The 20210-nt window shown below is 72.2% G+C and carries 16 protein-coding genes; 4 read left to right on the top strand and 12 right to left on the bottom strand.

Going from position 1 to position 20210, the window contains the following annotated elements:
• Window positions 1–33 precede the first annotated feature (33 nt).
• Entirely contained in the window at window positions 34–933 is a 900-nt protein-coding gene (locus tag ACIP64_RS31665; RefSeq protein WP_401593371.1) for a sucrase ferredoxin, read from the top strand.
• On the opposite strand, the gene ACIP64_RS31660 is transcribed toward ACIP64_RS31665, so the two are convergent.
• Genes ACIP64_RS31660 through ACIP64_RS31650 form a run of 3 tightly spaced genes read right to left on the bottom strand, consistent with a single transcriptional unit; the run spans window position 900 to window position 3676 of the window.
• Complete coding sequence (locus tag ACIP64_RS31660) at window positions 900–1937, bottom strand: ABC transporter substrate-binding protein (RefSeq protein WP_401593368.1); 1038 nt, start codon at window positions 1935–1937, stop codon at window positions 900–902. The two genes, ACIP64_RS31665 and ACIP64_RS31660, sit on opposite strands and share 34 nt — an antisense overlap.
• 52 nt (window positions 1938–1989) lie before the next feature.
• Window positions 1990–2871 (bottom strand): ABC transporter permease, encoded by an 882-nt coding sequence (locus ACIP64_RS31655; RefSeq protein ID WP_401593365.1) that lies wholly within the window; start codon window positions 2869–2871, stop codon window positions 1990–1992.
• Entirely contained in the window at window positions 2861–3676 is an 816-nt protein-coding gene (locus ACIP64_RS31650) for an ABC transporter ATP-binding protein (protein ID WP_401593363.1), read from the bottom strand. Before ACIP64_RS31650 ends, ACIP64_RS31655 begins: the two co-directional genes overlap by 11 nt.
• Before the next feature lie 229 nt (window positions 3677–3905).
• On the opposite strand from ACIP64_RS31650, the gene ACIP64_RS31645 reads away from it, so the two are divergent.
• Together ACIP64_RS31645 and ACIP64_RS31640 are read left to right on the top strand one after the other, a co-directional pair.
• Window positions 3906–5522 carry an ATP-binding protein gene (locus ACIP64_RS31645; RefSeq protein WP_401593360.1) on the top strand — a complete coding sequence of 539 codons (1617 nt, stop codon included), beginning with the start codon at window positions 3906–3908 and terminating at the stop codon, window positions 5520–5522.
• Complete coding sequence (locus ACIP64_RS31640; RefSeq protein ID WP_401593357.1) at window positions 5519–6214, top strand: response regulator; 696 nt, start codon at window positions 5519–5521, stop codon at window positions 6212–6214. Before ACIP64_RS31645 ends, ACIP64_RS31640 begins: the two co-directional genes overlap by 4 nt.
• A gap of 187 nt (window positions 6215–6401) precedes the next feature.
• On the opposite strand, the gene ACIP64_RS31635 is transcribed toward ACIP64_RS31640, so the two are convergent.
• The 3 genes from ACIP64_RS31635 to ACIP64_RS31625 form a co-directional block, all read right to left on the bottom strand.
• Window positions 6402–8003, bottom strand: coding sequence for a cation acetate symporter (locus tag ACIP64_RS31635; RefSeq protein ID WP_401593355.1), 1602 nt, complete (start codon window positions 8001–8003; stop codon window positions 6402–6404).
• Window positions 8000–8446: a DUF485 domain-containing protein gene (locus ACIP64_RS31630; protein WP_401593352.1), complete on the bottom strand. Its 447-nt coding sequence runs from the start codon at window positions 8444–8446 to the stop codon at window positions 8000–8002. Before ACIP64_RS31630 ends, ACIP64_RS31635 begins: the two co-directional genes overlap by 4 nt.
• 183 nt (window positions 8447–8629) lie before the next feature.
• Window positions 8630–10759 carry a type IIA DNA topoisomerase subunit B gene (locus tag ACIP64_RS31625; RefSeq protein ID WP_401593349.1) on the bottom strand — a complete coding sequence of 710 codons (2130 nt, stop codon included), beginning with the start codon at window positions 10757–10759 and terminating at the stop codon, window positions 8630–8632.
• Window positions 10760–11185: 426 nt separating this feature from the next.
• Here ACIP64_RS31625 and ACIP64_RS31620 point away from each other — a divergent pair, with 426 nt between their 5' ends.
• Window positions 11186–11416 (top strand): hypothetical protein, encoded by a 231-nt coding sequence (locus ACIP64_RS31620; protein WP_360912738.1) that lies wholly within the window; start codon window positions 11186–11188, stop codon window positions 11414–11416.
• A gap of 120 nt (window positions 11417–11536) precedes the next feature.
• Here ACIP64_RS31620 and ACIP64_RS31615 read toward each other — a convergent pair whose 3' ends face one another.
• The 6 genes from ACIP64_RS31615 to ACIP64_RS31590 all read right to left on the bottom strand — a co-directional run bounded on the left by ACIP64_RS31615 (window position 11537) and on the right by ACIP64_RS31590 (window position 20158).
• The gene (locus ACIP64_RS31615) at window positions 11537–12352 is read right to left on the bottom strand and encodes a serine protease (protein WP_401593395.1); all 816 of its coding nucleotides are present in this window, start codon (window positions 12350–12352) and stop codon (window positions 11537–11539) included.
• A gap of 398 nt (window positions 12353–12750) precedes the next feature.
• Entirely contained in the window at window positions 12751–14322 is a 1572-nt protein-coding gene (locus ACIP64_RS31610) for an RNA polymerase sigma factor (protein WP_401593346.1), read from the bottom strand.
• Between the two features lie 313 nt (window positions 14323–14635).
• A complete protein-coding gene (locus ACIP64_RS31605; RefSeq protein ID WP_401593344.1) occupies window positions 14636–15553 on the bottom strand; it encodes a FadR/GntR family transcriptional regulator in 918 nt (305 codons plus the stop codon).
• Window positions 15554–15645: 92 nt separating this feature from the next.
• A complete protein-coding gene (locus ACIP64_RS31600; protein ID WP_401593341.1) occupies window positions 15646–17274 on the bottom strand; it encodes an ATP-binding cassette domain-containing protein in 1629 nt (542 codons plus the stop codon).
• Between the two features lie 32 nt (window positions 17275–17306).
• Window positions 17307–18023: an NUDIX hydrolase gene (locus ACIP64_RS31595; protein WP_401593393.1), complete on the bottom strand. Its 717-nt coding sequence runs from the start codon at window positions 18021–18023 to the stop codon at window positions 17307–17309.
• 152 nt (window positions 18024–18175) lie between these two features.
• On the bottom strand, window positions 18176–20158 hold the full coding sequence (locus tag ACIP64_RS31590) for a glycogen debranching N-terminal domain-containing protein (RefSeq protein ID WP_401593338.1): 1983 nt from the start codon (window positions 20156–20158) through the stop codon (window positions 18176–18178).
• Between the last annotated feature and the right edge of the window lie 52 nt (window positions 20159–20210).

The following is a 20210-nucleotide window of genomic DNA, read 5'->3' as shown; positions in this document are numbered from 1 at the left end:
CCGCACGAGAGTCGGAAGGTTAGGCTTACCTTCATGACCACCTGCACGACCGCGTCGAGCTCCTTGGCGGAGCCCGTCGCCGCGACCGCGGCCACCGCGCGCACCTGGCTGCTGCTGGAGCAACCGGGGCCGTGGGGGCCCAAGGCGCTGACCGGCAGCCATCTGGACCCGCGGGTGGGCCGGGCGCTGGAACGGGCCGCCGCGGGGACCGGGGTGCGCGTCGGGCTGATCCGGCGGCCCGGGCCGCACGCGGACCGGCGCCGCGACATCCCCCGGCGCACAGCCTACGTGGCGCACACGGTGCCGGGACGCTCCTGGGTGCGGGAGGCGGTGCTGGAGGACCCGGAGACCCTGCTGGGGCTGGACTTCGCGGCGCTCGGGCACGGAGACCACCGCGGCTTCGGAGTGCCGTACGAGGGCGACCCGCTCGCCCTGGTGTGCACCAACGGCAGGCGCGACCGCTGCTGCGCGCTCAACGGCCGCCCGCTGGCCGCCGAACTCGCCGCCGCACAGCTCGGTCACGTGTGGGAGGTGACCCACCTCGGCGGCCACCGCTTCTCGCCGACGATGCTCGTGCTGCCGTACGGCTACGCCTACGGCCGTGTGGACCTCGCCCTGGCCAGGCAGGTGCTGGAGGCCACCCGCGAGGGGCGCGTCGTACTGGAGGGCTGCCGCGGGCGCTCCGCCTGGGAGCGCCCGGGCCAGGCGGCCGAGCTCGCCGTCCGCCGGCTGACCGGTGAGGACCGGGCGGGGGCGCTGAGCGTGGACGGCACCCGCGTACGGCACGTCGACGGCAGGGTCTGGGACGTCGGGGTGACCGCGGTCGCGGCCGAGCCGCCCCGGCCCGAGAGCTGCGGGGCGGCCCTGGGGGCGCCGCTGCGCATGGAGATCAGCGGCATTCAGCCGGCGCTCTTGACGAACTCCGTGGTGTAGGTCCTGCTCAGGTCCACCTTCGCGTTCTGCAGGTTCGGGTTGAACGCCTTGAGGACCCGCTCCACGGTCTCGGGGCCGCCCTCCGGCATGACCCCGTCCTTGGTGAACATCGGCAGCGTGCTCTCGATGGACTGCGTGTAGAGCTCCTGGCCGCCGCCCTGTGCGTAGTCCGCAGGCATCTTCGCGGCGATCTCGGCGGCGCTGTGCGCGGACATCCATGCGAGCGTCTTCACGAAGGCGTTGGCGAGCTTCTGCACGGTCTCCTTGTGCCCGTTCACCCACTCCGTCTGCATGTACAGGCTGGAGGAGGGGTAGAGCCCGCCGAGCGCCTGCCGGGAGCCCTCGGGGGTGCGCATGTCGATCAGCACCTTGCCGAGCTTCTTGTCCAGGATCGTGGCCACGGTCGGGTCGGTGGTCATGCCGCCCTGGATCGAGCCCTGCTCCAGCGCGGAGATGAAGGTCTGGCCCGCGCCCACCGCGACCGGCGTGAACTCGCTGGTCTTCACACCATTGCTCACGGCCAGGTACTTCGTCAGGAAGTCCGTGGACGAGCCGATGCCGGTCACGCCCATCTGCTTGCCCTTGAAGTCCGCGGCGCCCGCGATGTCGCCCGCCGCCTTGTTGGAGACGATCTCCACCTCGCCCGGGGCCTGCGAGAACTGGACCACCGACTCCACCTCCTTGCCCTTGACCTGGAGGTCGAGCGTGTGGTCGTAGAAGCCCACGGTGCCCTGGACGTCGCCGGAGACCAGCGCGGTCTCGGCCTGCACGCCGGCCGGTTCGGTGAGCAGTTCGACGTCCACGCCCTCGGCCTTGAAGTAGCCGAGCCGCTCGGTGAGCATCGCGGGAAGGTAGATGACCTTGTCCAGGCCGCCGACCATGATCTTGACCTTGCCGCCGGAGCCGGAGCCGGAGGCCGAGGAGTCGCCGCCGCAGGCGGTGAGCAGGGTGAGGGCGACGGCCGAGGCGGCGACGGCAGCGGTGGCTCTGAGGGGTGCGCGCATCTGGTTCACGTCCTTGTGGGAAGCGGTCGGAGGGGGTGTGGGGCAGCGGGGGTCAGCGGTCGGAGCCGGCCTCGGCTGGCTTCCAGCGGAAGAGCCGCTTCTCCAGGAAGGTCAGCAGGCCCTCCGCGAGCAGCGCGACGACCGCGAGGACGGCCATGGCGGCGTACACACCGGCGGAGTTGAAGGTCCCCTGCGAGGCGGCGACGAGCAGGCCCAGGCCCTTGGTGGCGCCGATGTACTCGCCGACGATGGCGCCGATCAGGGCGAAGCCGAAGCTCACGTGGAGGCTGGTGAAGATCCAGGACGTCGCGGAGGGCACGACCACCTGCAAGGTGACCTGGCGGTTGCCGGCGCCCAGGATGCGGGAGTTGGCGACCAGGTTGCGGTCGACCTCGCGGGCGCCCTGGAAGGCGTTGAAGAAGACCGGGAAGAAGACCAGCACCACCGCCGAGGCCACCTTCGACGCCGGGCCGAGGCCGAACCAGATGAGGAAGATCGGCGCGAGCACGATGCGCGGCAGCGCGTTGAGCACCTTGATGTAGGGCCCGAGCACATCGGCCAGGAAGCGGATGCGCCCGAGCACGATCCCCAGCACCACACCGGCGACGACGCCGATCGTCCAGCCGAGCAGGGCCTCGTAGAGCGTGTACCAGATCTGCTCCCACAGCGAACCCTGCGCGGTGCCGTCCACCGCCCAGGTGCGCATCTGCTCCCAGATCCGCGACGGCATCGAGAAGTGGAAGGGATCGACGGCCCCGGCACGGGCCAGCCACTCCCACAGGCCGAGCACGGCGATCAGCAGCAGGACCCGGCTGCCCTGGACGAGGTAGACGCGGTTCCGGGCGGCGCGGGCGCGGGACCGCGCCCGGTCGGTGCCCCCGCCGGCGTCCTTGGTGACAGCGGCCGCCGGGGCCGCCGCGGTCTCAGGCGGCATCGGCCGCACCCCTCTCGCGGGTGATGCGGACCTCTTCGCCGAGCGAGGCCCAGATCTCCCGGTAGATCTCGATGAAGCGCGGCTCCAGCCGCACCGTCTCGACCTTGCGCGGGCGCGGCAGGTCGATCTCGAAGATCTCCTTGACCGTCGCCGGTCCGGCGGTCATGACGACGACCTTGTCCGCGAGCGCGATGGACTCCTCCAGGTCGTGGGTGACGAAGACGACCGAGGCGCCCGTGCCGGACCACAGCTCCAGCAGCTCGTCCGACATCAGGGCGCGCGTCTGCACGTCCAGGGCCGAGAACGGCTCGTCCATGAGCAGGATCTCGGGATCGTTGACGAAGGTGGCCGCGAGGGCGACGCGCTTGCGCTGACCGCCCGACAGCTGGTGCGGGTAGCGGTCCTCGAAGGCGGTGAGACCGACCCGGGCGAGCCATTCGCGGGCCCGCTCCCTGGCCTCGGCCTTGGGCACGCCGCGGAAGCGGGGACCGGCCATCACGTTGGACAGCACGGTGCGCCAGGGGAAGACCGCGTCCTGCTGGAAGACGAAGCCGACCTTGCCGCCGATGCCGCGCACCGGCTCGCCGGCCACCAGCACCTCGCCCTCGGTGGGCTCCTCCAGCCCGCTGACGAGGGTCAGCGTCGTGGACTTGCCGCAGCCGGTCGGTCCGACGACGGCCACGAACTCCCCTCGCCCGACGGTCAGGTCCAGATCGCGCACGGCGGTGTGAAGGGCCCCGGACGGGGTCCTGAAGGCCTTGCTCGCACCCCGCAGTTCGATGGCGGGGCTGGGGTGTGTGCTCATGCGCCGGGACGCTAGATGCGGCCCGGGCCACCGCGGCAGCCTTGCGGTCACAACTCCGCCTTGTGCCCACAACCCCCTGTTCTGCTCGTTCTGCTCGCGCTACAACAACGAAAGGGCCACAGGGGCTGGGCAGCGCACCCCGGCGCCGTTTACGTTGCGTTCACAGCCAGGCAAACGGACGAGCGACTTCCGCATGGACGCGGACCGCCGGGAAGGACAGGGGGACGTCATGCGCATCCGGTGGCCACGCCGCGTCTTCGCCCAGGTCCTGCTGGTCCAGCTGGTCCTCACCACCGGCGTGATCACTCTGGCCACCGGCCTGTTCCTCGCCCCGCTCAGCTCGCAGCTCGACCAGCAGGCGATGCGCCAGGCCCTGTCGATCGCCCAGACCACCGCCGCCACCCCCGGCCTCGCCCGCGACCTGCTCGGCAGCCGCCCCGGCGTCACGGGCCCGGTGCAGCAGGAGGCCGAACGCATCCGGCGCGCCACCGGGGCGCTCTATATCGTCGTCATGGACACCCACGGCGTGCGCTGGTCGCACACCGACGTGACGCAGATCGGGCGGCATGTGTCCACCGACCCCAGCGTGGCGCTCGGCGGCCAGGAGATCATGCAGATCGACCGGGGCACCCTCGGCCGCTCCGCGCGCGCCAAGGTGCCGCTGCGCGACGACGGCGGGCGCATCGTGGGCGCGGTCTCGGTCGGCATCGCGTACGACAGTGTGCGCGAACGGCTCCTGGCGACCGTCCCGGTGCTGCTGCTGTACGCGGGCGCCGCGCTGGGCGTCGGTGTGCTGGCGGCCCTGCTGGTGTCCCGGCGGCTGCAACGGCAGACGCACGGGCTGGCGTTCGCCGATATCTCCGCGCTGCTCGACGAGCGCGAGGCCATGCTGCACGGCATCCGTGAGGGCGTCATCGCGCTCGACGGCCGGGGCAGGATCCGGCTGCTCAACGACGAGGCGCAGCGGCTGCTCGGACTCGGCCCGGAATCCGCCGGACGCGCCCTGGACGACGTACTGCCCGCGGGCCGCACGACCGACGTGCTGACCGGCCGGGTCGGGGGCACCGACCTGCTGACCGTCAGTGGTGCCCGGGTGCTGGTCGCCAACCGGATGCCCACCGGGGACGGCGGCGCCGTCGCCACCCTGCGCGACCGTACGGAACTGGAGCGCCTGGGCCGCGAACTCGACAGCACCCACGGTCTGCTGGACGCACTGCGCGCCCAGGACCACGAGCACGCCAACCGCCTGCACACCCTGCTGGGCCTGCTCGAACTCGGCCTGTACGACGCGGCGGTGGACTTCGTCGCCGAAGTGGCCGACGGTCGGCGGGCCTCCGCCGAGCAGGTGGCCGAACGCGTCCACGACCCGCTGCTGTCGGCGCTGCTGGTCGGCAAGTCGGCGATCGCCGCCGAACGGGGCGTGACCATGACGGTCTCCCCCGCCACGCTGCTGCCCGATCGCGTCGTCGACCCGCGCGACCTGGTCACCGTGCTGGGCAACCTCATCGACAACGCGCTCGACGCGGCGGGCTCCACGGTCGAGGTCGAACTGCGTGCCGAGGGCACGACCGCCCTGCTGCGGGTGTCCGACGACGGGCCGGGAGTGCCGCCCGAGGCCCGCGAGCGGATCTTCGCCGAGGGCTGGACGACCAAGGCCTCCCCCGCGCACCGGGGCCGCGGGCTCGGACTCGCACTCGTGCGGCGGCTCGCCGGGAGGTACGGCGGCACGGCCCGAGTCACCGCCCGTGCCGGGGGCGGCGCGGTCTTCACCGTCGTCCTGCCCGAGGCGCTGGCCGCGTCCGGGCCCACGCCGGCGGAAACCGTGTCCGCAGGAGGAGCGCGATGATCGATGTCCTCGTCGTGGACGACGACTTCCGCGTCGCCGAGATCAATTCCGCGTACGTCGGCAAGGTTCCCGGCTTCCGGGTCACCGCGCGCGCCCACACCGCCGCGCAGGCGCTGGCGACGCTGGAGCGCACGCACGTCGACCTGGTGCTGCTGGACCACTACCTGCCCGACGAGACCGGCCTCACCCTGGTGCGGCGCATGCGCCAGCTCGGCCACCACGCGGACGTCATCATGGTCACGGCCGCGCGGGACGTGGCGACCGTGCAGGCCGCGATGCGCTTCGGCGCGCTGCAGTACCTGGTCAAGCCGTTCAGCTTCGCCGGACTGCGGGTGAAGCTGGAGGGGTACGCGGCCCTGCGCCGGACGCTCGACGGTGTCGGTGGCGGGGGCGGCGAGGCCGGCCAGGAGCAGGTCGACCGGATCTTCGGCGCACTGCGCACCGCCGTCGCGGCCCCGGCGGAACTCCCCAAGGGGCACTCGGCGCCGACCGCCGACCTCGTGCGCAGGGTTCTCACCGAGTCGGCGCAGCCGCTGTCGGCGCACGAGGTCGCGGCACGGGCGGGGATCAGCCGCTCCACCGCCCAGCGGTACCTGAAGTTCCTGGAGCGCGAGGGGCGGATCAGCCTCACCCTCAAGTACGGCGACACCGGCCGCCCCGAGCACCGGTACGCCTGGGCCAGGGCCGGCTGACCCTGCCGGCCATGTGCCCCGTGACGCATCAGCCCCTCGGGCACATGCGCCGCGGCGCCCACGCCGGGGCGATGACGGAGATCACGGCGAGGCCGAACAGCCCCCCTGGGAGGGCCGTTGAGGGCCCGCGGAGGATCTCCCGCCCACCCCCGGCCGGCAGGGGCCCACAGGACCGCCGCACGGCCTCCTACGCCGCGCCGGCGCCCGTGAGGGCGCGGACCTCCACCTCGGCGTACGCGTCGGCGTCGGCGGGCTCGCGGGAGAGCATCGTCCCGGCCCAACCGGCCAGGAAACCCAGGGGGATCGACACCAGCCCCGGGTTCTGGAGCGGGAAGAAGGCGAAGTCCACCCCCGGGAAGAGCGAGTCCGCACTGCCGGAGACCACCGGCGACAACACCACCAGTGCCACCGCCGGGACCAGCCCGCCGTACACCGACCACACCGCGCCCCGGGTGGTGAACCTGCGCCAGAACAGGGTGAACAGCAGCACCGGCAGATTGGCCGACGCCGCCACCGCGAACGCCAGACCCACCAGGAACGCCACGTTCTGCCCCTGCGCGAACAGGCTCAGCCCGATCGCCACGCCGCCGATCCCGACGGCCGCCAGCCGGGCCACGCGCACGTCCTCGTGCTCGCGGCGCGTGGTGCCGGGGCGCGGCCGGCGCAGCGTGGCGTACAGGTCGTGCGCCACGGAGGCGGAGGACGCCAGGGTGATGCCCGCGACGACGGCGAGGATCGTGGCGAAGGCGATGGCGCCGACGACGGCGAAGAGCACGGTCCCGCCCGTCGAGCCCGCGCCCCCGCCGAGGTCGAGGGCGAGCAGCGGCACGGCGGTGTTCCCGGCCGCGTTGGAGGTTCGGACGGCGTCCGAACCGACGACGGCGGCCGCGGCCACACCCAGCACGATGATCATCAGATAGCAGCTGCCGATGAGGCCGATCGCCCAGACCACCGAGCGCCGGGCCGAACGCGCCGTCGGCACGGTGTAGAAGCGGGACAGGATGTGCGGCAGACCGGCCGTCCCGAGCACGAGGGCGAGGCCGAGACTCATGAAGTCCAGCCGGGAGGTCCAGTTCCCGCCGTACTTCAGGCCCGGTGCGAGGTAGGCGCGCCCGTGGCCGCTGCCGTCGGCCGCCGCGCGCAGCAGGCCGCCGAGGTCGCCGTGGAAACGGATCAGGACCAGCACCGTGAGGGCGAGCGTGCCGCCCATCAGCAGCACCGCCTTGACGATCTGGATCCATGTGGTGGCCCGCATGCCGCCGAAGGTCACGTAGAACACCATGAGCGCGCCCACCCCGACCACGGTCCAGGTGCGCGCGGCCGAGCCCTGGCCGCCGAGCAGCAGCGCGACCAGGCCTCCGGCACCCACCATCTGCGCGACCAGGTAGAGCACGGAGACGACGACCGAGGCGCTGCCCGCGGCGATCCGCACGGGCCGCTGCTTCATCCGCGCGCTGAGGACGTCGGCGAGGGTGTAGCGGCCGCAGTTGCGGACCAGTTCCGCGACGAGGAAGAGCACCACCAGCCAGGCGACCAGGAACCCGACCGAGTAGAGCATGCCGTCGTAGCCGAAAAGCGCGATGAGGCCGGAGATGCCGAGGAAGGTGGCGGCGGACAGGTAGTCGCCCGCGATGGCGAATCCGTTCTCCAGGGGCGAGAAGAGCCTGCCGCCCGCGAAGAACTCGACCGAGGAGCTGCGCCGCCGCCCCGCCCAGGCGGTGATGGCGAGGGTGACGGAGACGAAGACGGTGAAGAGGACCAGCGCGAGTCCCTGGTGGTTGCCGGTCACCGCATCCGCTCCTGGGTGTCCCAGCGCAGTTCCAGGGCGGCCCGGTCCCGGCGCAGCCGGGCGTGCCGGGCATAGGCCCAGGTCAGCAGGAAGGTCGAGGCGAACTGGGCGAGTCCCAGGGCCATGGCGACATTGAGCTCGCCGGCGACGGGCCGGGCCATGAGGCGGGGCGCCGCGGTCGCGAGGACGACGTAGAGCAGGTACCAGGCGAGGAAGGCGAGGGTCGCCGGGAAGACGAACCGCCGGTAGCGGCCGCGGACTTCCTGGAACGGACCGCTGCGCTGCACCTCCCGGTACACGGCGGCGCGACCGGACGGCCCGGCCTGTGGGGGTGAGGGCGCCGGCGGGGGTTGCGGTCCCTCCCAGTCCCCGGCGGCCAGGGCGTCGTACCAGGGGTCGTCCACCCGCAGCCCGCTGGGCTCCGCCCCGTCGTGCTCTTTCACGGACTCTCCTCGCTTCACGGACCGTTCGGCCGTGCGCCCAAGCATGGACATTGCGGGAAGAGCCGGGAGGCCCCAAGCAGAAACCTTCACCCCATCAGGTGACGATCCCCCACCCCGGGGGGTGGGGGACGACACCTTCGCCTAAAGGACCTGGCGGGGCGGCCCTGCCGGGCCGGGCGGACCTCAGGCGTCGATGCGCGAGCGGTCCAGGGTGGCGGCGGAGTTGGTGATGAACTCGCGGCGCGGCGCCACCTCGTTGCCCATCAGCAGGTCGAACGCCAGCTCGGCGCCCTCCAGGTCGCTGATGTTGATCCGGCGCAGCGTCCGGTGGCGCGGGTCCATCGTCGTCTCGGCCAGCTGGTCGGCGTCCATCTCGCCCAGGCCCTTGTACCGCTGGATGTTGTCCTTGAAGCGGATGCCCTTGCGCTCGAACTCCAGCAGCGTGTCGCGCAGCTCGCGGTCGGAGTACGTGTACACGTACTTCTCCTGGCCCTTGCGCGGGTTGGTGAGCTCCACGCGGTGCAGCGGCGGGACGGCGGCGAAGACACGGCCGGCCTCGACCATGGGCCGCATGTAGCGCTGGAAGAGCGTCAGCAGCAGGCACCGGATGTGGCTGCCGTCGACATCGGCGTCGGTCATCATGATGATCTTGCCGTAGCGCGCCTGGTCGATGTCGAAGGTGCGGCCGGAGCCGGCTCCTATGACCTGGATGATCGCCCCGCACTCGGTGTTCTTGAGCATGTCCGAGACCGAGGACTTCTGGACGTTGAGGATCTTGCCGCGGATCGGCAGCAGCGCCTGGAACTCGGAGTTGCGGGCGAGCTTCGCGGTGCCCAGCGCCGAGTCGCCCTCGACGATGAAGAGTTCGCTGCGGTCCACGTCGTCGCTGCGGCAGTCGGCGAGCTTGGCCGGCAGCGACGAGGACTCCAGCGCGGTCTTGCGGCGCTGCGCGTCCTTGTGCTGCCGGGCCGCGATCCGGGTGCGGGCCGCGGCGACGGCCTTCTCCAGCACGGCGCGGGCCTGCTGCTTGTCGTCCCGCTTGGTGGAGGTGAGGAAGGCCTTCAGCTCGCGGGAGACGACGTTGGAGACGATGCGGTTGGCCGCCGAGGTGCCGAGCACCTCCTTGGTCTGGCCCTCGAACTGCGGCTCGGCGAGCCGGACGGTCACGACCGCGGTCATGCCCTCCAGGGCGTCGTCCTTGACGATGTCGTCCTCGGCGACGCGCAGCAGCTTGTTGGCGCGCAGCACCTCGTTGACCGTCCGCGTGATGGCCCCCTCGAAACCCCGGACGTGGGTGCCGCCCTTGGGCGTCGCGATGATGTTCACGAAGGAGCGCAGCGTGGTGTCGTACCCCGTGCCCCAGCGCAGCGCCACGTCGACGCCGAGCTCGCGGGTGACCTCGGTGGGGCTCATGTGGCCGCGGTCGTCCAGGACCGGGACGGTCTCCTTGAAGGTGCCGCTGCCGGACAGCCGCAGCACGTCGCAGATCGGCTTGTCCGGGGTGAGGTAGTCGGCGAACTCGCTGATGCCGCCGTCGAAGTGGAAGGTGTCCTCGACCGGCTTGCCGTCCTCGGAGCCGTTGTCGGCACGCTCGTCGCGGACGACGATCGTCAGTCCGGGCACCAGGAACGCGGTCTGCCGGGCGCGCTGGTGCAGCGTGTCCAGCGAGAGCTTGGCGTCCTTGAGGAAGATCTGGCGGTCCGCCCAGTAGCGCACCCGGGTGCCGGTCCGGGTCCGCGGCACCTTCCTGGGCTTGTCGAGCCCGCTCTCCGGCTCGAAGTGCGCCTCCGGGCCGGGCTTGGCGAAGCGGCCGGGGACGCCTCGCCGGAAACTGATGGCGTGGGTGTGGCCACCGCGGTCGACCTCGACGTCCAGCCGGGCGGACAGCGCGTTGACGACCGAGGCGCCCACGCCGTGCAGACCGCCGGAGGCCGCGTAGGACCCGCCGCCGAACTTGCCGCCCGCGTGCAGCTTGGTCATGACGACCTCGACACCGGACAGGCCGGTCTTGGGCTCGATGTCGACGGGGATGCCGCGGCCGTTGTCGCGCACCTCGACCGAGTTGTCCTCGTGGAGGACGACGTCGATGTGGTCGCAGTGACCGCCGAGGGCCTCGTCGACGGAGTTGTCGATGATCTCCCAGAGGCAGTGCATCAGGCCGCGGCTGTCGGTGGAGCCGATGTACATGCCCGGGCGTTTGCGCACCGCCTCCAGGCCTTCGAGTACCAGCAGATGCCGCGCGGTGTAGTTGGAGCCGTCACGATCTGCACCGGTCAGCAACGCGGTGGACGGCACGGATGTTTCGGCGGTCACGCGGGACGTCTCCTCGATGAAGTTCTACAGCCGTATCGGTCAGAGGGTACCGAGGCCGCGCGCGGCCGTTTCGCCGCGACCCGGTATGCGGTCCATGCTAGCCCCCTCTCGAAGAGATGTTCGATCCCTCGTTTGAGTGATACACATGTCACGTTCCACTGGAGGCATGAACCATTTAGGCTGCGGGCACGTCCTCATCAACAACCGGCAAGCCAGCCGGCGGGACATAACTGAAGAATCTGACCAGTTCCGCCTGATTGCCCCGAAGACGACAAATAACCACACCAGAGGATCATTCGCCGCCAATCGGTAGCATCCAGCCGCTACAACAACGGTTTCCAGGAAAAAGGCACGAGCGGGAACAGTTTCGGCCTGGTTGGATGTTGACCCTGGTACGACAGCTCGTCGAGCTAGAGAAGAGGCGACGTGACTACAGTTCTGACCCCCGCGAGCCCGCTGACGGCGGCGGACCGCTGCGACCGTTGCGGCGCCCAGGCCTACCTGCGCGTCGTACTGATCAGCGGCGGTGAGCTGCTCTTCTGCGCGCACCATGGGCGTAAGTTCGAGCCCGAACTGAAGAAGATCGCTGTGGAAATACAGGACGAGACCGGCCGCCTCACGGCCACGCCGACCGTTGCGGCGGATGACGAACGCTGACGCATAGGACTGCGAGAGCTTTCAACGGGCGGCCTCCGCGAAGGAGGCCGCCCGTTGGCGTGTCCGCTGCCGGTCACCGCGGCGGAGGGGCACCGCGGTGCACGATCATCCATCAACCGGTCACGAGTGCTGCCCGACCAGCCCGGAGACCGACGAGACCCTGGTGTAGACCCCCGGTTGGCCCGCCTCGGCGCAGCCGGATCCCCAGGACACCAGACCGATGAGGCGCTGCCCCGCCACGAGCGGGCCGCCGCTGTCCCCCTGGCAGGAGTCCCGGCCCCCGGTGAGTTCACCCGCGCACACCATGGAGCCGGACATGTACTTGCCGTCGACGCTCCCCGGATAGGCCTTCTGGCACACCGAGTCGGGGAGCACCTTGACCGGGGCCGCCCGCAGGGTGTTCGAGTAGGTACCGAGCCCCGTCGTGTCGCCCCAGCCCAGGACCTTGGCCGGGGTACCGGAACGGTAGACCGTGTTGTCGCCGGGCTTCGCCATCGGGATCGCCGCCGACGCCGGAAGCCGTCCGGCGAGCGTGACGACGGCCACATCGCCGTTGTTGGTCGCCGGATCGTAGGCCGGGTTCACCCAGATCTTCCGGACCGGCACCTCCCTGCCCCCGGCGCCGCTCAGGTCCGTGCGTCCGCCGATGACGCGCAGATCGGGCACCTCCCTCCAGTCCCCGCCGAGCGCGGCCGGGGTGAAGCAGTGCGCGGCGCTCACCACGGTGGCCGGCCCCACCAGGGCACCGGCGCAGAACTGCCCGGAGCGCGTCGTCCCGTACCGCGAGCGGCTGGAGATGGCCACGGCCCAGGGGTACTGCTGGGTCGACACCGGCGCCCCGCCTATGACGGAGCCGGTGGCGCCCTGCGACGGCGCCTGCGGGCTCGCCACGTCCGAGGCGTCGCGGGGCACTTCGGGTGCCGCCGGCGCCGCCACCCGGCCGAGTCGCGCGGCGGACTCCGCGCCCCCGGCTATGGACTGCCGCGCCGGCTCGGCGGCCGAGGCCCCTTCGCCCTGCCGCGACACGGCCTCGGGGACGGCGGCGCCCACCGCCTCCGGGGCCACGGGTTCCACGCCCGGCACGGCGGGCTCAAAGGTGGCGGCATACGCGGTGTACGCGGGGGCCACCAGCGGCATCGCGAGCGCGGATGCCAGCGTCAGTCCGCCGATCATCGAGCGGATCGAGGAACGCATGCACTCTCCTCACCCTCCGGATCAATAAGTGCACTCAGCGTGACCCGGAGGACCCACCCCCGCATCCGGAGAGATCTCCGGAAACGCCGACGGGCCCGCGCCGCCAATGGCGGTCGCGGGCCCGTGGGAACCGGTCCGGATCAGTCCAGGTAGTCGCGGAGCACCTGGGAGCGGGACGGGTGGCGCAGCTTGGACATGGTCTTCGACTCGATCTGGCGGATGCGCTCACGGGTGACCCCGTACACCTTGCCGATCTCGTCGAGGGTCTTCGGCTGGCCGTCGGTCAGGCCGAAACGCATCGAGACCACGCCCGCCTCGCGCTCACTGAGCGTGTCGAGGACGGAGTGCAGCTGCTCCTGGAGAAGCGTGAAGCTGACCGCGTCGGCCGGGACGACCGCCTCGGAGTCCTCGATCAGGTCACCGAACTCGCTGTCGCCGTCCTCGCCCAGCGGGGTGTGGAGGGAGATCGGCTCGCGGCCGTACTTCTGGACCTCGATGACCTTCTCCGGGGTCATGTCGAGTTCCTTGGCCAGCTCCTCCGGGGTGGGCTCGCGGCCCAGGTCCTGGAGCATCTGGCGCTGGACGCGGGCCAGCTTGTTGATGACCTCGACCATGTGCACCGGGATACGGATGGTGCGGGCCTGGTCGGCCATCGCGCGGGTGATCGCCTGGCGGATCCACCACGTCGCGTACGTGGAGAACTTGAAGCCCTTGGTGTAGTCGAACTTCTCGACCGCACGGATCAGGCCCAGGTTGCCCTCCTGGATCAGGTCCAGGAAGAGCATGCCGCGACCGGTGTAGCGCTTGGCCAGCGAGACCACCAGACGGAGGTTGGCCTCCAGCAGGTGGTTCTTGGCCCAGCGGCCGTCCTCGGCGATGATCTCCAGCTCGCGCTTGAGCTTGGGGGCGAGCTTGTCCGCCTGGGCCAGCTTGTCCTCGGCGAACAGACCGGCCTCGATGCGCTTGGCGAGCTCCACCTCCTGCTCGGCGTTGAGGAGGGGGACCTTGCCGATCTGCTTCAGGTAGTCCTTGACCGGGTCGGCAGTGGCGCCGGCCGCGGCGACCTGCTGCGCGGGCGCGTCGTCCTCGTCGTCGTCGGAGAGCACGAAGCTCTCCGCCTCGGCCTCGGCGGCCGGGACGTCCTCGTCCTTGCCGGGCGCGACCTCCTCGAGGAGTTCCTCGCCCTCGACGAGCTCGTCGTCCTTCTTGGTCTTGGTCTCGGCGGCGGCCGTCTTCTTGGCCGTCGTCTTCTTGGCGGCGGTGGTCTTCTTGACCGCGGTCTTCTTCGCCACCGCCTTCTTGGCGGGCGCCACGCCCTCACCGGCCACGTCCGCCACCGCATCCGCCTCGACGGCGGACGCGGGCGCCGCGGCGGCCTTGGCCGCCACGGTCTTCTTGACCGGCGCGGCCTTGGTCTCGACGGTCTTGGTGGCAGTACGCTTCGCCGGGCTCTTGGCTGCGACGCTCTTACGGGTGCGCTTGGGCGCCTCAGCGGCACTCACCATCAGCGTCACACCCTCCTCGTCGAGGACCTGGTTGAGGCTGCGCAGAACGTTCTTCCACTGGGTTGCCGGGATCTGGTCCGCTTCGAAGGCTCGGCGCACGTCGTCGCCGGCGATCTGACCCTGAGCCTTACCCCGCTCGATGAGCGCCATCAGAGACTCGGACTCGGCGATCTCCGGCGGGAGCGTACGGGATGTGCTGGCCGACACGAACAACCTCTCGGAACGATGGAAAACGACTACGGTGGAACCGCTCAGCAACTCAGCGTCATGTTCGTCGCGGATATTCCTCGCGCGGCCGCCACCTCTTACCTCATCGCGCTGCTCGCGAGAGCGTTACGCCCGACTCCACGTGGTCCGAGTCACACCCCGGAACGGCATCAACCAGTCGATAGCCGGACACTCGCCGTGAACGCGCAGGCCACATCCGTCCACCCGGCCGGGGCGGACGGCTCCGCCGCCGGGCCCGGAGGGTGTGGGCCGGCGGCGGAAATCGGTGCCGTCTCCGGTTGGCTCCGGGCGATCAGTGCTCGCGCGGGGCGGGAACGACATGGTCGGGGGTCCCCGCGGGGCCAGGCTCGGTGTGCACGGCCAGCAGCTGGCGCATGACGGCCTCCGCCTCGGCACCGTCGGAGGCGGCCAGCGCCTCGACCACCCGCGCGTGGAGGGCGACGGAGTGATCGCCGGGGCGCTCGCAGCCGGTGACGGGGCCGCCGGAGACCTGGAGGGCGGCGGAGACGATGCCCGCCAGGTGCTCCAGCATGCGGTTCCCCGCGACCTGCAGCAGCAGTGCGTGGAACTCCGCGTCGGCGCGGGAGAAGGTCAGCCCGTCGCCCTGGCCGACGGCGTGCGCCATGATCTCGGTCATGTCCGCCAGGCGCTGCTGGATGTCCTCACGGCCGTGGCCGGCGGCGAGGCGGGCGGCGAGCGGCTCGATCGTCCAGCGCAGCTCGAACAGCTCACGGCGCTGGTCGTCCCGCTGCGGACCGAAGGCCCGCCACTCGATGATGTCGGGGTCGAGCAGATTCCAGTCGGCGACGGGCCGGACCCGGGTGCCGACATTGGGCCGGGCACTGACCAGGCCCTTGGCCTCCAGTACACGCAGCGATTCGCGGACGACGGTACGGGAGACCTCGAAGCGCTGGCCGATCTCCTCCGGGACGAGCGGGCGGTCGGCACCCAGATCGCCGGAGACGATCATCTGGCCGAGCTGCTGGACGAGTTGGCCGTGGAGCCCGCGGCCACGGCTGCCGCCCGCCCGGCGGCCCACCCGGCCCATGTCGGCGTCACCGCCCTCCCAGGAGGGCGCGCCGCCCGTCCGGTCCGGCGAGGAACCGGCCGAGACGTCGGCGTACGGATAGCGGTCGAGCTCGCCACCGCCGACGAGGCTGGGGTCGACGGAGCGGGCGGCGGTCATCATGGTGTGCGCAAGGGTACTCACGCATCATTTGTCGGCGATGAGACCCGGCACCTTGAGGGCTTTGCTGAAAAGCACACGAAAGGGTGAGCACTCATCACCTGATAATTGACGCTTTATCGGAAGGAAATGGGGTTTCTCCGGCGCAAGACCGTTGCCACATAGGCACACAACAGAGCGAAGAGCGACAAGACGAAGGAATAGCGGACGGGTTGGGTCGCCAGCCGCACCGCGTCGATCGCCGGAGCCGTCGCCGCACGGCGCACCACCGGCGCCACCAGCAAGGGCACCGCCAGCACACCGGCCAGGCCCAGCGCGGTGGTGCGGAACACCCCGGCCGCCAGCACACCCGCCCAGCAGCACACCAGCGCCAGCACTCCCCACGTCACCGAGATACGCGCCAGCGCCGGCAGACCGGGCAGCCCGTGCCCGCCCAGGAAGTACGCCTGCACCGCTCCCGCCAGGGCCGCACCACCGGCGATCACCAGCGCCGCACCACCGTTGACGACGAGCTTGGCCAGCAGCAGGCGCAGTTGGCGCGGCACGGGCGCGTTGGCGGGCGCCAGTGCCGGGTACCGGAACTCCTGGCCGTACGAGAGCGCGCCGAGCAGCCCGCCCCCAAGGGCGGCCGGGGGAAGTGGCAGTGAACGCGCCCAGCCGGTCAGCAGCCGCAGGGAGACCGCGTGGTGCCCCGTGCGCAGCAGCACCAGGGTGGAGAGGGCGGACCCCAGCACGCCCGCCAGGGCGATCAGCCATGGGCCGCGGATGCCCGCGAGGCGCCGCAGTTCGTAGCGGACCGGACGGGCGGGCCCCGCGGGCGGGAGCGCCTCGCGCACCGGCGCCAGGCTGACCGTGCCGGGCGCGCGGTCGCCGCGCGGCGACTCCGGGACGCCGGTGTCGCCCACCTCGTCCGCGAGGCGGTGCAGCAGGATGCCGTGCCGGAAGGCGGTCTCCCCGATCCGGGCCGTGGTCGTCCCGTAGACGCAGATACGGCTGCCGCTCTCGTGGGTGATCTCGGTCTCGTCGTCGGTGAGGAGCAGCGCCAGGCGTTCGGCCTGCGGCGACTGCACGGCGACGTACGGCCGCAGCCGTCCGCGGCCGAACTCCACGGCGGACTGGTCGGCGACGAGCCGCCCCGCGTCGAGCGTGACGATGCGGTCCGCGAGACGTCCGGCCGTCCGGGGGTCGCTCACCGTGACGACGACCGTTCCGCCGCGCGCGGCATAGGTCTTCAGCAGCCCGTACAGCCAGGCGGTGTCGCGGGGCGACAAGTCCTGGGCGGGGTCGTCGAGCAGGAGGGCGGGAGGGTCGCCGAGCAGGGCGGCGGCGACGCCGAGGCGGCGGTCCATGCCGAGCGAGAACTCGCCGAGGCGCCGGTCCGCCGCGTCGCGCAGGCCCACGATCTCCAGGACCTGGTCGGCGCGTTCGGCGGGCGCGCCTGCCGCCGCGGCCAGCATGCGCAGGTGGCCGCGGGCGGTGCGGGAGGGATGTCCGGGGACGTCGCCGAGGAGCACGCCGACGACATTCGCCGGATGGGCGTGACGGTGCAGGGGCCGGCCGCCGAAAAGGGTGATGCCGCGGCCGGGTTCGAGTTCGAGCATCAGCCGCAGGGCGGTCGACTTGCCCGCGCCGCTGTCGCCGAGCAGGGCGGTGATCTCCCCGGGGCGGGCGTCAAAGGTGAGGTCGTCCACGGCGGGTGCTTCGTCGCCGCGGGACGCGCTGGTCAGTCCGATGGCCTGGATCACCCCTGCACGATAACGTGCGAAAGGTCCGAAATTTACACCTCTGGCCGCAACATGGGCGGATTGAGGATGGTGGCCCCACCCGCACGGAACAACTGTGCGGGCCGACCGCCCTGACGGGTCGTCGTACCGCCGGTGGGGACGAGGAATCCGACCGTGCCCGTCACCTTGCGGTGGAAGTTGCGGGGATCGAGGACGACACCCCACACGACCTCGTAGACCCGGCGCAGTTCACCGACGGTGAACTCGGGCGGGCAGAAGGCGGTGGCCAGCGCGGAGTACTCGAGCTTGGAGCGGGCGCGTTCGACACCGTCTCCCAGGATCCGCGCGTGGTCGAAGGCGAGGGCACCGTCCTCGCCATTGCGCAGCAACTCCCCCACCGGGGCCCAGCGGGCGCTGCGCGCGTCGCCGCCGGCGCGGGGGGCGGGCAGGTCGGGGGCGAGCACCAGGTGCGCGACGCTCACCACCCGCATGCGGGGGTCGCGCTGGGGATCGCCGTACGTGGCCAGCTGCTCCAGATGCACCCCCTTGCCGGCGCGGAGCCCGGTCTCCTCCTCCAGTTCACGGGCGGCGGCCTCGGCCAGGTCCTCGTCGCCGCGCACGAAGCCGCCGGGCAGCGCCCACCGGCCCTGGTACGGCGGCTCGCCGCGACGGACCGCGAGCGCGCACAGGGCGTTGCTGCGCACCGTGAGCACGACGAGGTCGACGGTGACGGCGAACGGCGGGAAAGCTGACGGGTCGTAGGGCGGCATGTCCGCGATCATAGTCGTCTTCTTGACGATAAGCAGCAGGTTGGAAGGATGACGGGTCCCGCTCTCGGCCGGTTGTTCGACGTGGTGGAGGAGCGGGCGAAGCGGCCGGGACCACGTCGGGCCGAGCGGCGCGGCGGGGTGCCCGGCACGGCTCAGGAACCGAGCTGAAGGCCGGCCGCGGCGTCCTCGACCACGGCCGTCCCGAGCCGGCCCACCCGGACCGCGAACGGCTCGCCGGCGACCGTCAGCCCAGCGAGCCGCAGTTCGCCGAGGGGCGCGCAGCCCACGGGACGGACGGCGACGACGCGCTCGGGGACGTCCGGGCGGATACCGGCGAGGGAGGTCAGCAGCTGCACCGCCCCCGCGGCCGCCACCGCGGCGGGACGGGAAGCGGTCGGATGCGGGGCGGGGACGCGCCCGGGGGCACGCTGCTCGCCCGCGTACATCTCGGGCAGCCGGTGGCCGAAGACGGCGGCCGCGTCGAGCACGCCGCGCAGCAGGGCGGCGGCCTCCCGCTCGTAGCCGTGCGCGGCCAGGCCTGCGACCGCGACGGCAGTCTCGTGGACGCGCACGGCTCCTCCGCGGTGCCCGAAGGGGTTGTGGCCGGGCGCGGCGGCCGACAGTGTGCGCAGCCCCCAGCCCGAGTCGAGCTCCGGCGCCGCGAGCAGGCGGGCGAGCTGCTCGGTCTGCGCCTTGTCCAGCAGTCCGGGGGCGGTCTCACCGCCGCCGGCCAGTCCGGTGTCCAGCAGGTGCGCCGCCGCCGAGCCGAGATGCGGCACCGGTCTGCCGTCCGGGGTGAGGGCGGCGGCGGGCCGGCCCCCGGCCCGGTCGTCCAGCCAGAAGTCCTCGCGGAAGCGGCGGCGCAACGCCTCCGCCCGCTCGCGCCACTCCTCGGCGCCTGGGCGCCCGTAGGCCTCCAGCAGCTCCGCGCCGTGCAGCATGGCGCGGTGCGCGTGCGCCTGCACGTCGCAGCGCAGGGGACCGCCGGGCGCGGGGTCGGGCATGTACCCGCCGGAGGTCAGGGACGAGCGCAGCCACCGCAGCGAGCGCTCCGCCGCGGGCAGCAACTGCTCGGCCTCCCGTTCGTACATCCCCCAGCGGCGCGCCTCGGCGAGCACGGTGACGAAGAGCAGCCCGGCCTCCACGCCTGAGGACGTGGGGGGCAGGTGCGGCCCGGCGTGCCGCAGCGGCCCGGGCACCTGGCCGGTATCCGGGTCCTGCCGGCGGGCCAGGGTGCGCAGGGTCCCGGCGGCCAGCCGCGTACCGAGCGGCAGCAGCATGCGCGCCGCCCACACCGCGTCGGCCGGGGCCAAACCGAGCCGCCACGGTGCCCCGGCCGCCACATGGACGTCGAGCGGATGCCCGGGCTCCCTCAGCAGCAGCGCCCGCAGGTCGTCGAGGGCGGTGCCGAGCAGCGCCGCCGCACCGCTGTCCTCGCTCTCGACGTACGCCGCGGACCACGGCACGGCGGGCGGTCCGGACGCCGGTCCCGACGGCTGCGCCCCGGCGGGCTCCAGGACCACCCGCAGCTCGATCGTGCGGGACGCCCCCGGCGGCAGCACCAGGTCCCAGCTCAGCAGGCCGGCCGAGGCCATGGCGTTGTCGGGCCCCGGCTCGGCGACGACCCGGACCCGTCCCCCCTCGCCGGCCCACAGCAGCCCCGCGTCGCAGACGCTGGCAGGCAGTTCGGGACCGGACGCCCCCGAGGCGATCGCCGGCAGCTCCGCGAGATCGCACGCGAGGGACACCTCGCACGGGATGCGCACCTCGCGCGGCCCGGTGTTGTGGACCGTGATGCGCTCGGTACCGCCCGCGGAGCGCAGGCGCTCCACGGTCAGGGCAGGGTCGGGGGCGGTGTCACCGGGTACCCGCGCGACCGCGGTGAACCGCGCTTCCCCGGCCGCCACCGGCAGACCCTGCACCGGCACCGGCACCGCCCCCGCGAGCCGGAGCTCGCAGCGGGCCAGCACACGCCGCCCTGCCTGGTAGAAGCCGTCCAGGCCCTCGCCGCGCAGCTGCCCGTCCCGGCCCGAGACCGCGAGCGAGGGGGCCGCGACGGAGATCACCGCGTCGTGCACCGCCTGCGGCGCCCGGTCGGCGCGGGAGGACGACCGATGGGCCGGATGCGGGGCCATGCCATCTCCTCGTCGGCTCGGGCGGGCCGTGCCGCCGCTACCCGGTGAACGC

The sequence above is a fragment of the Streptomyces sp. NPDC088733 genome (assembly GCF_044751185.1).
GTDB lineage: Bacteria > Actinomycetota > Actinomycetes > Streptomycetales > Streptomycetaceae > Actinacidiphila.
The sequence above is the reverse complement of the archived record's forward strand: the minus strand, read 5'-3'. Positions and strand labels throughout refer to the sequence as shown.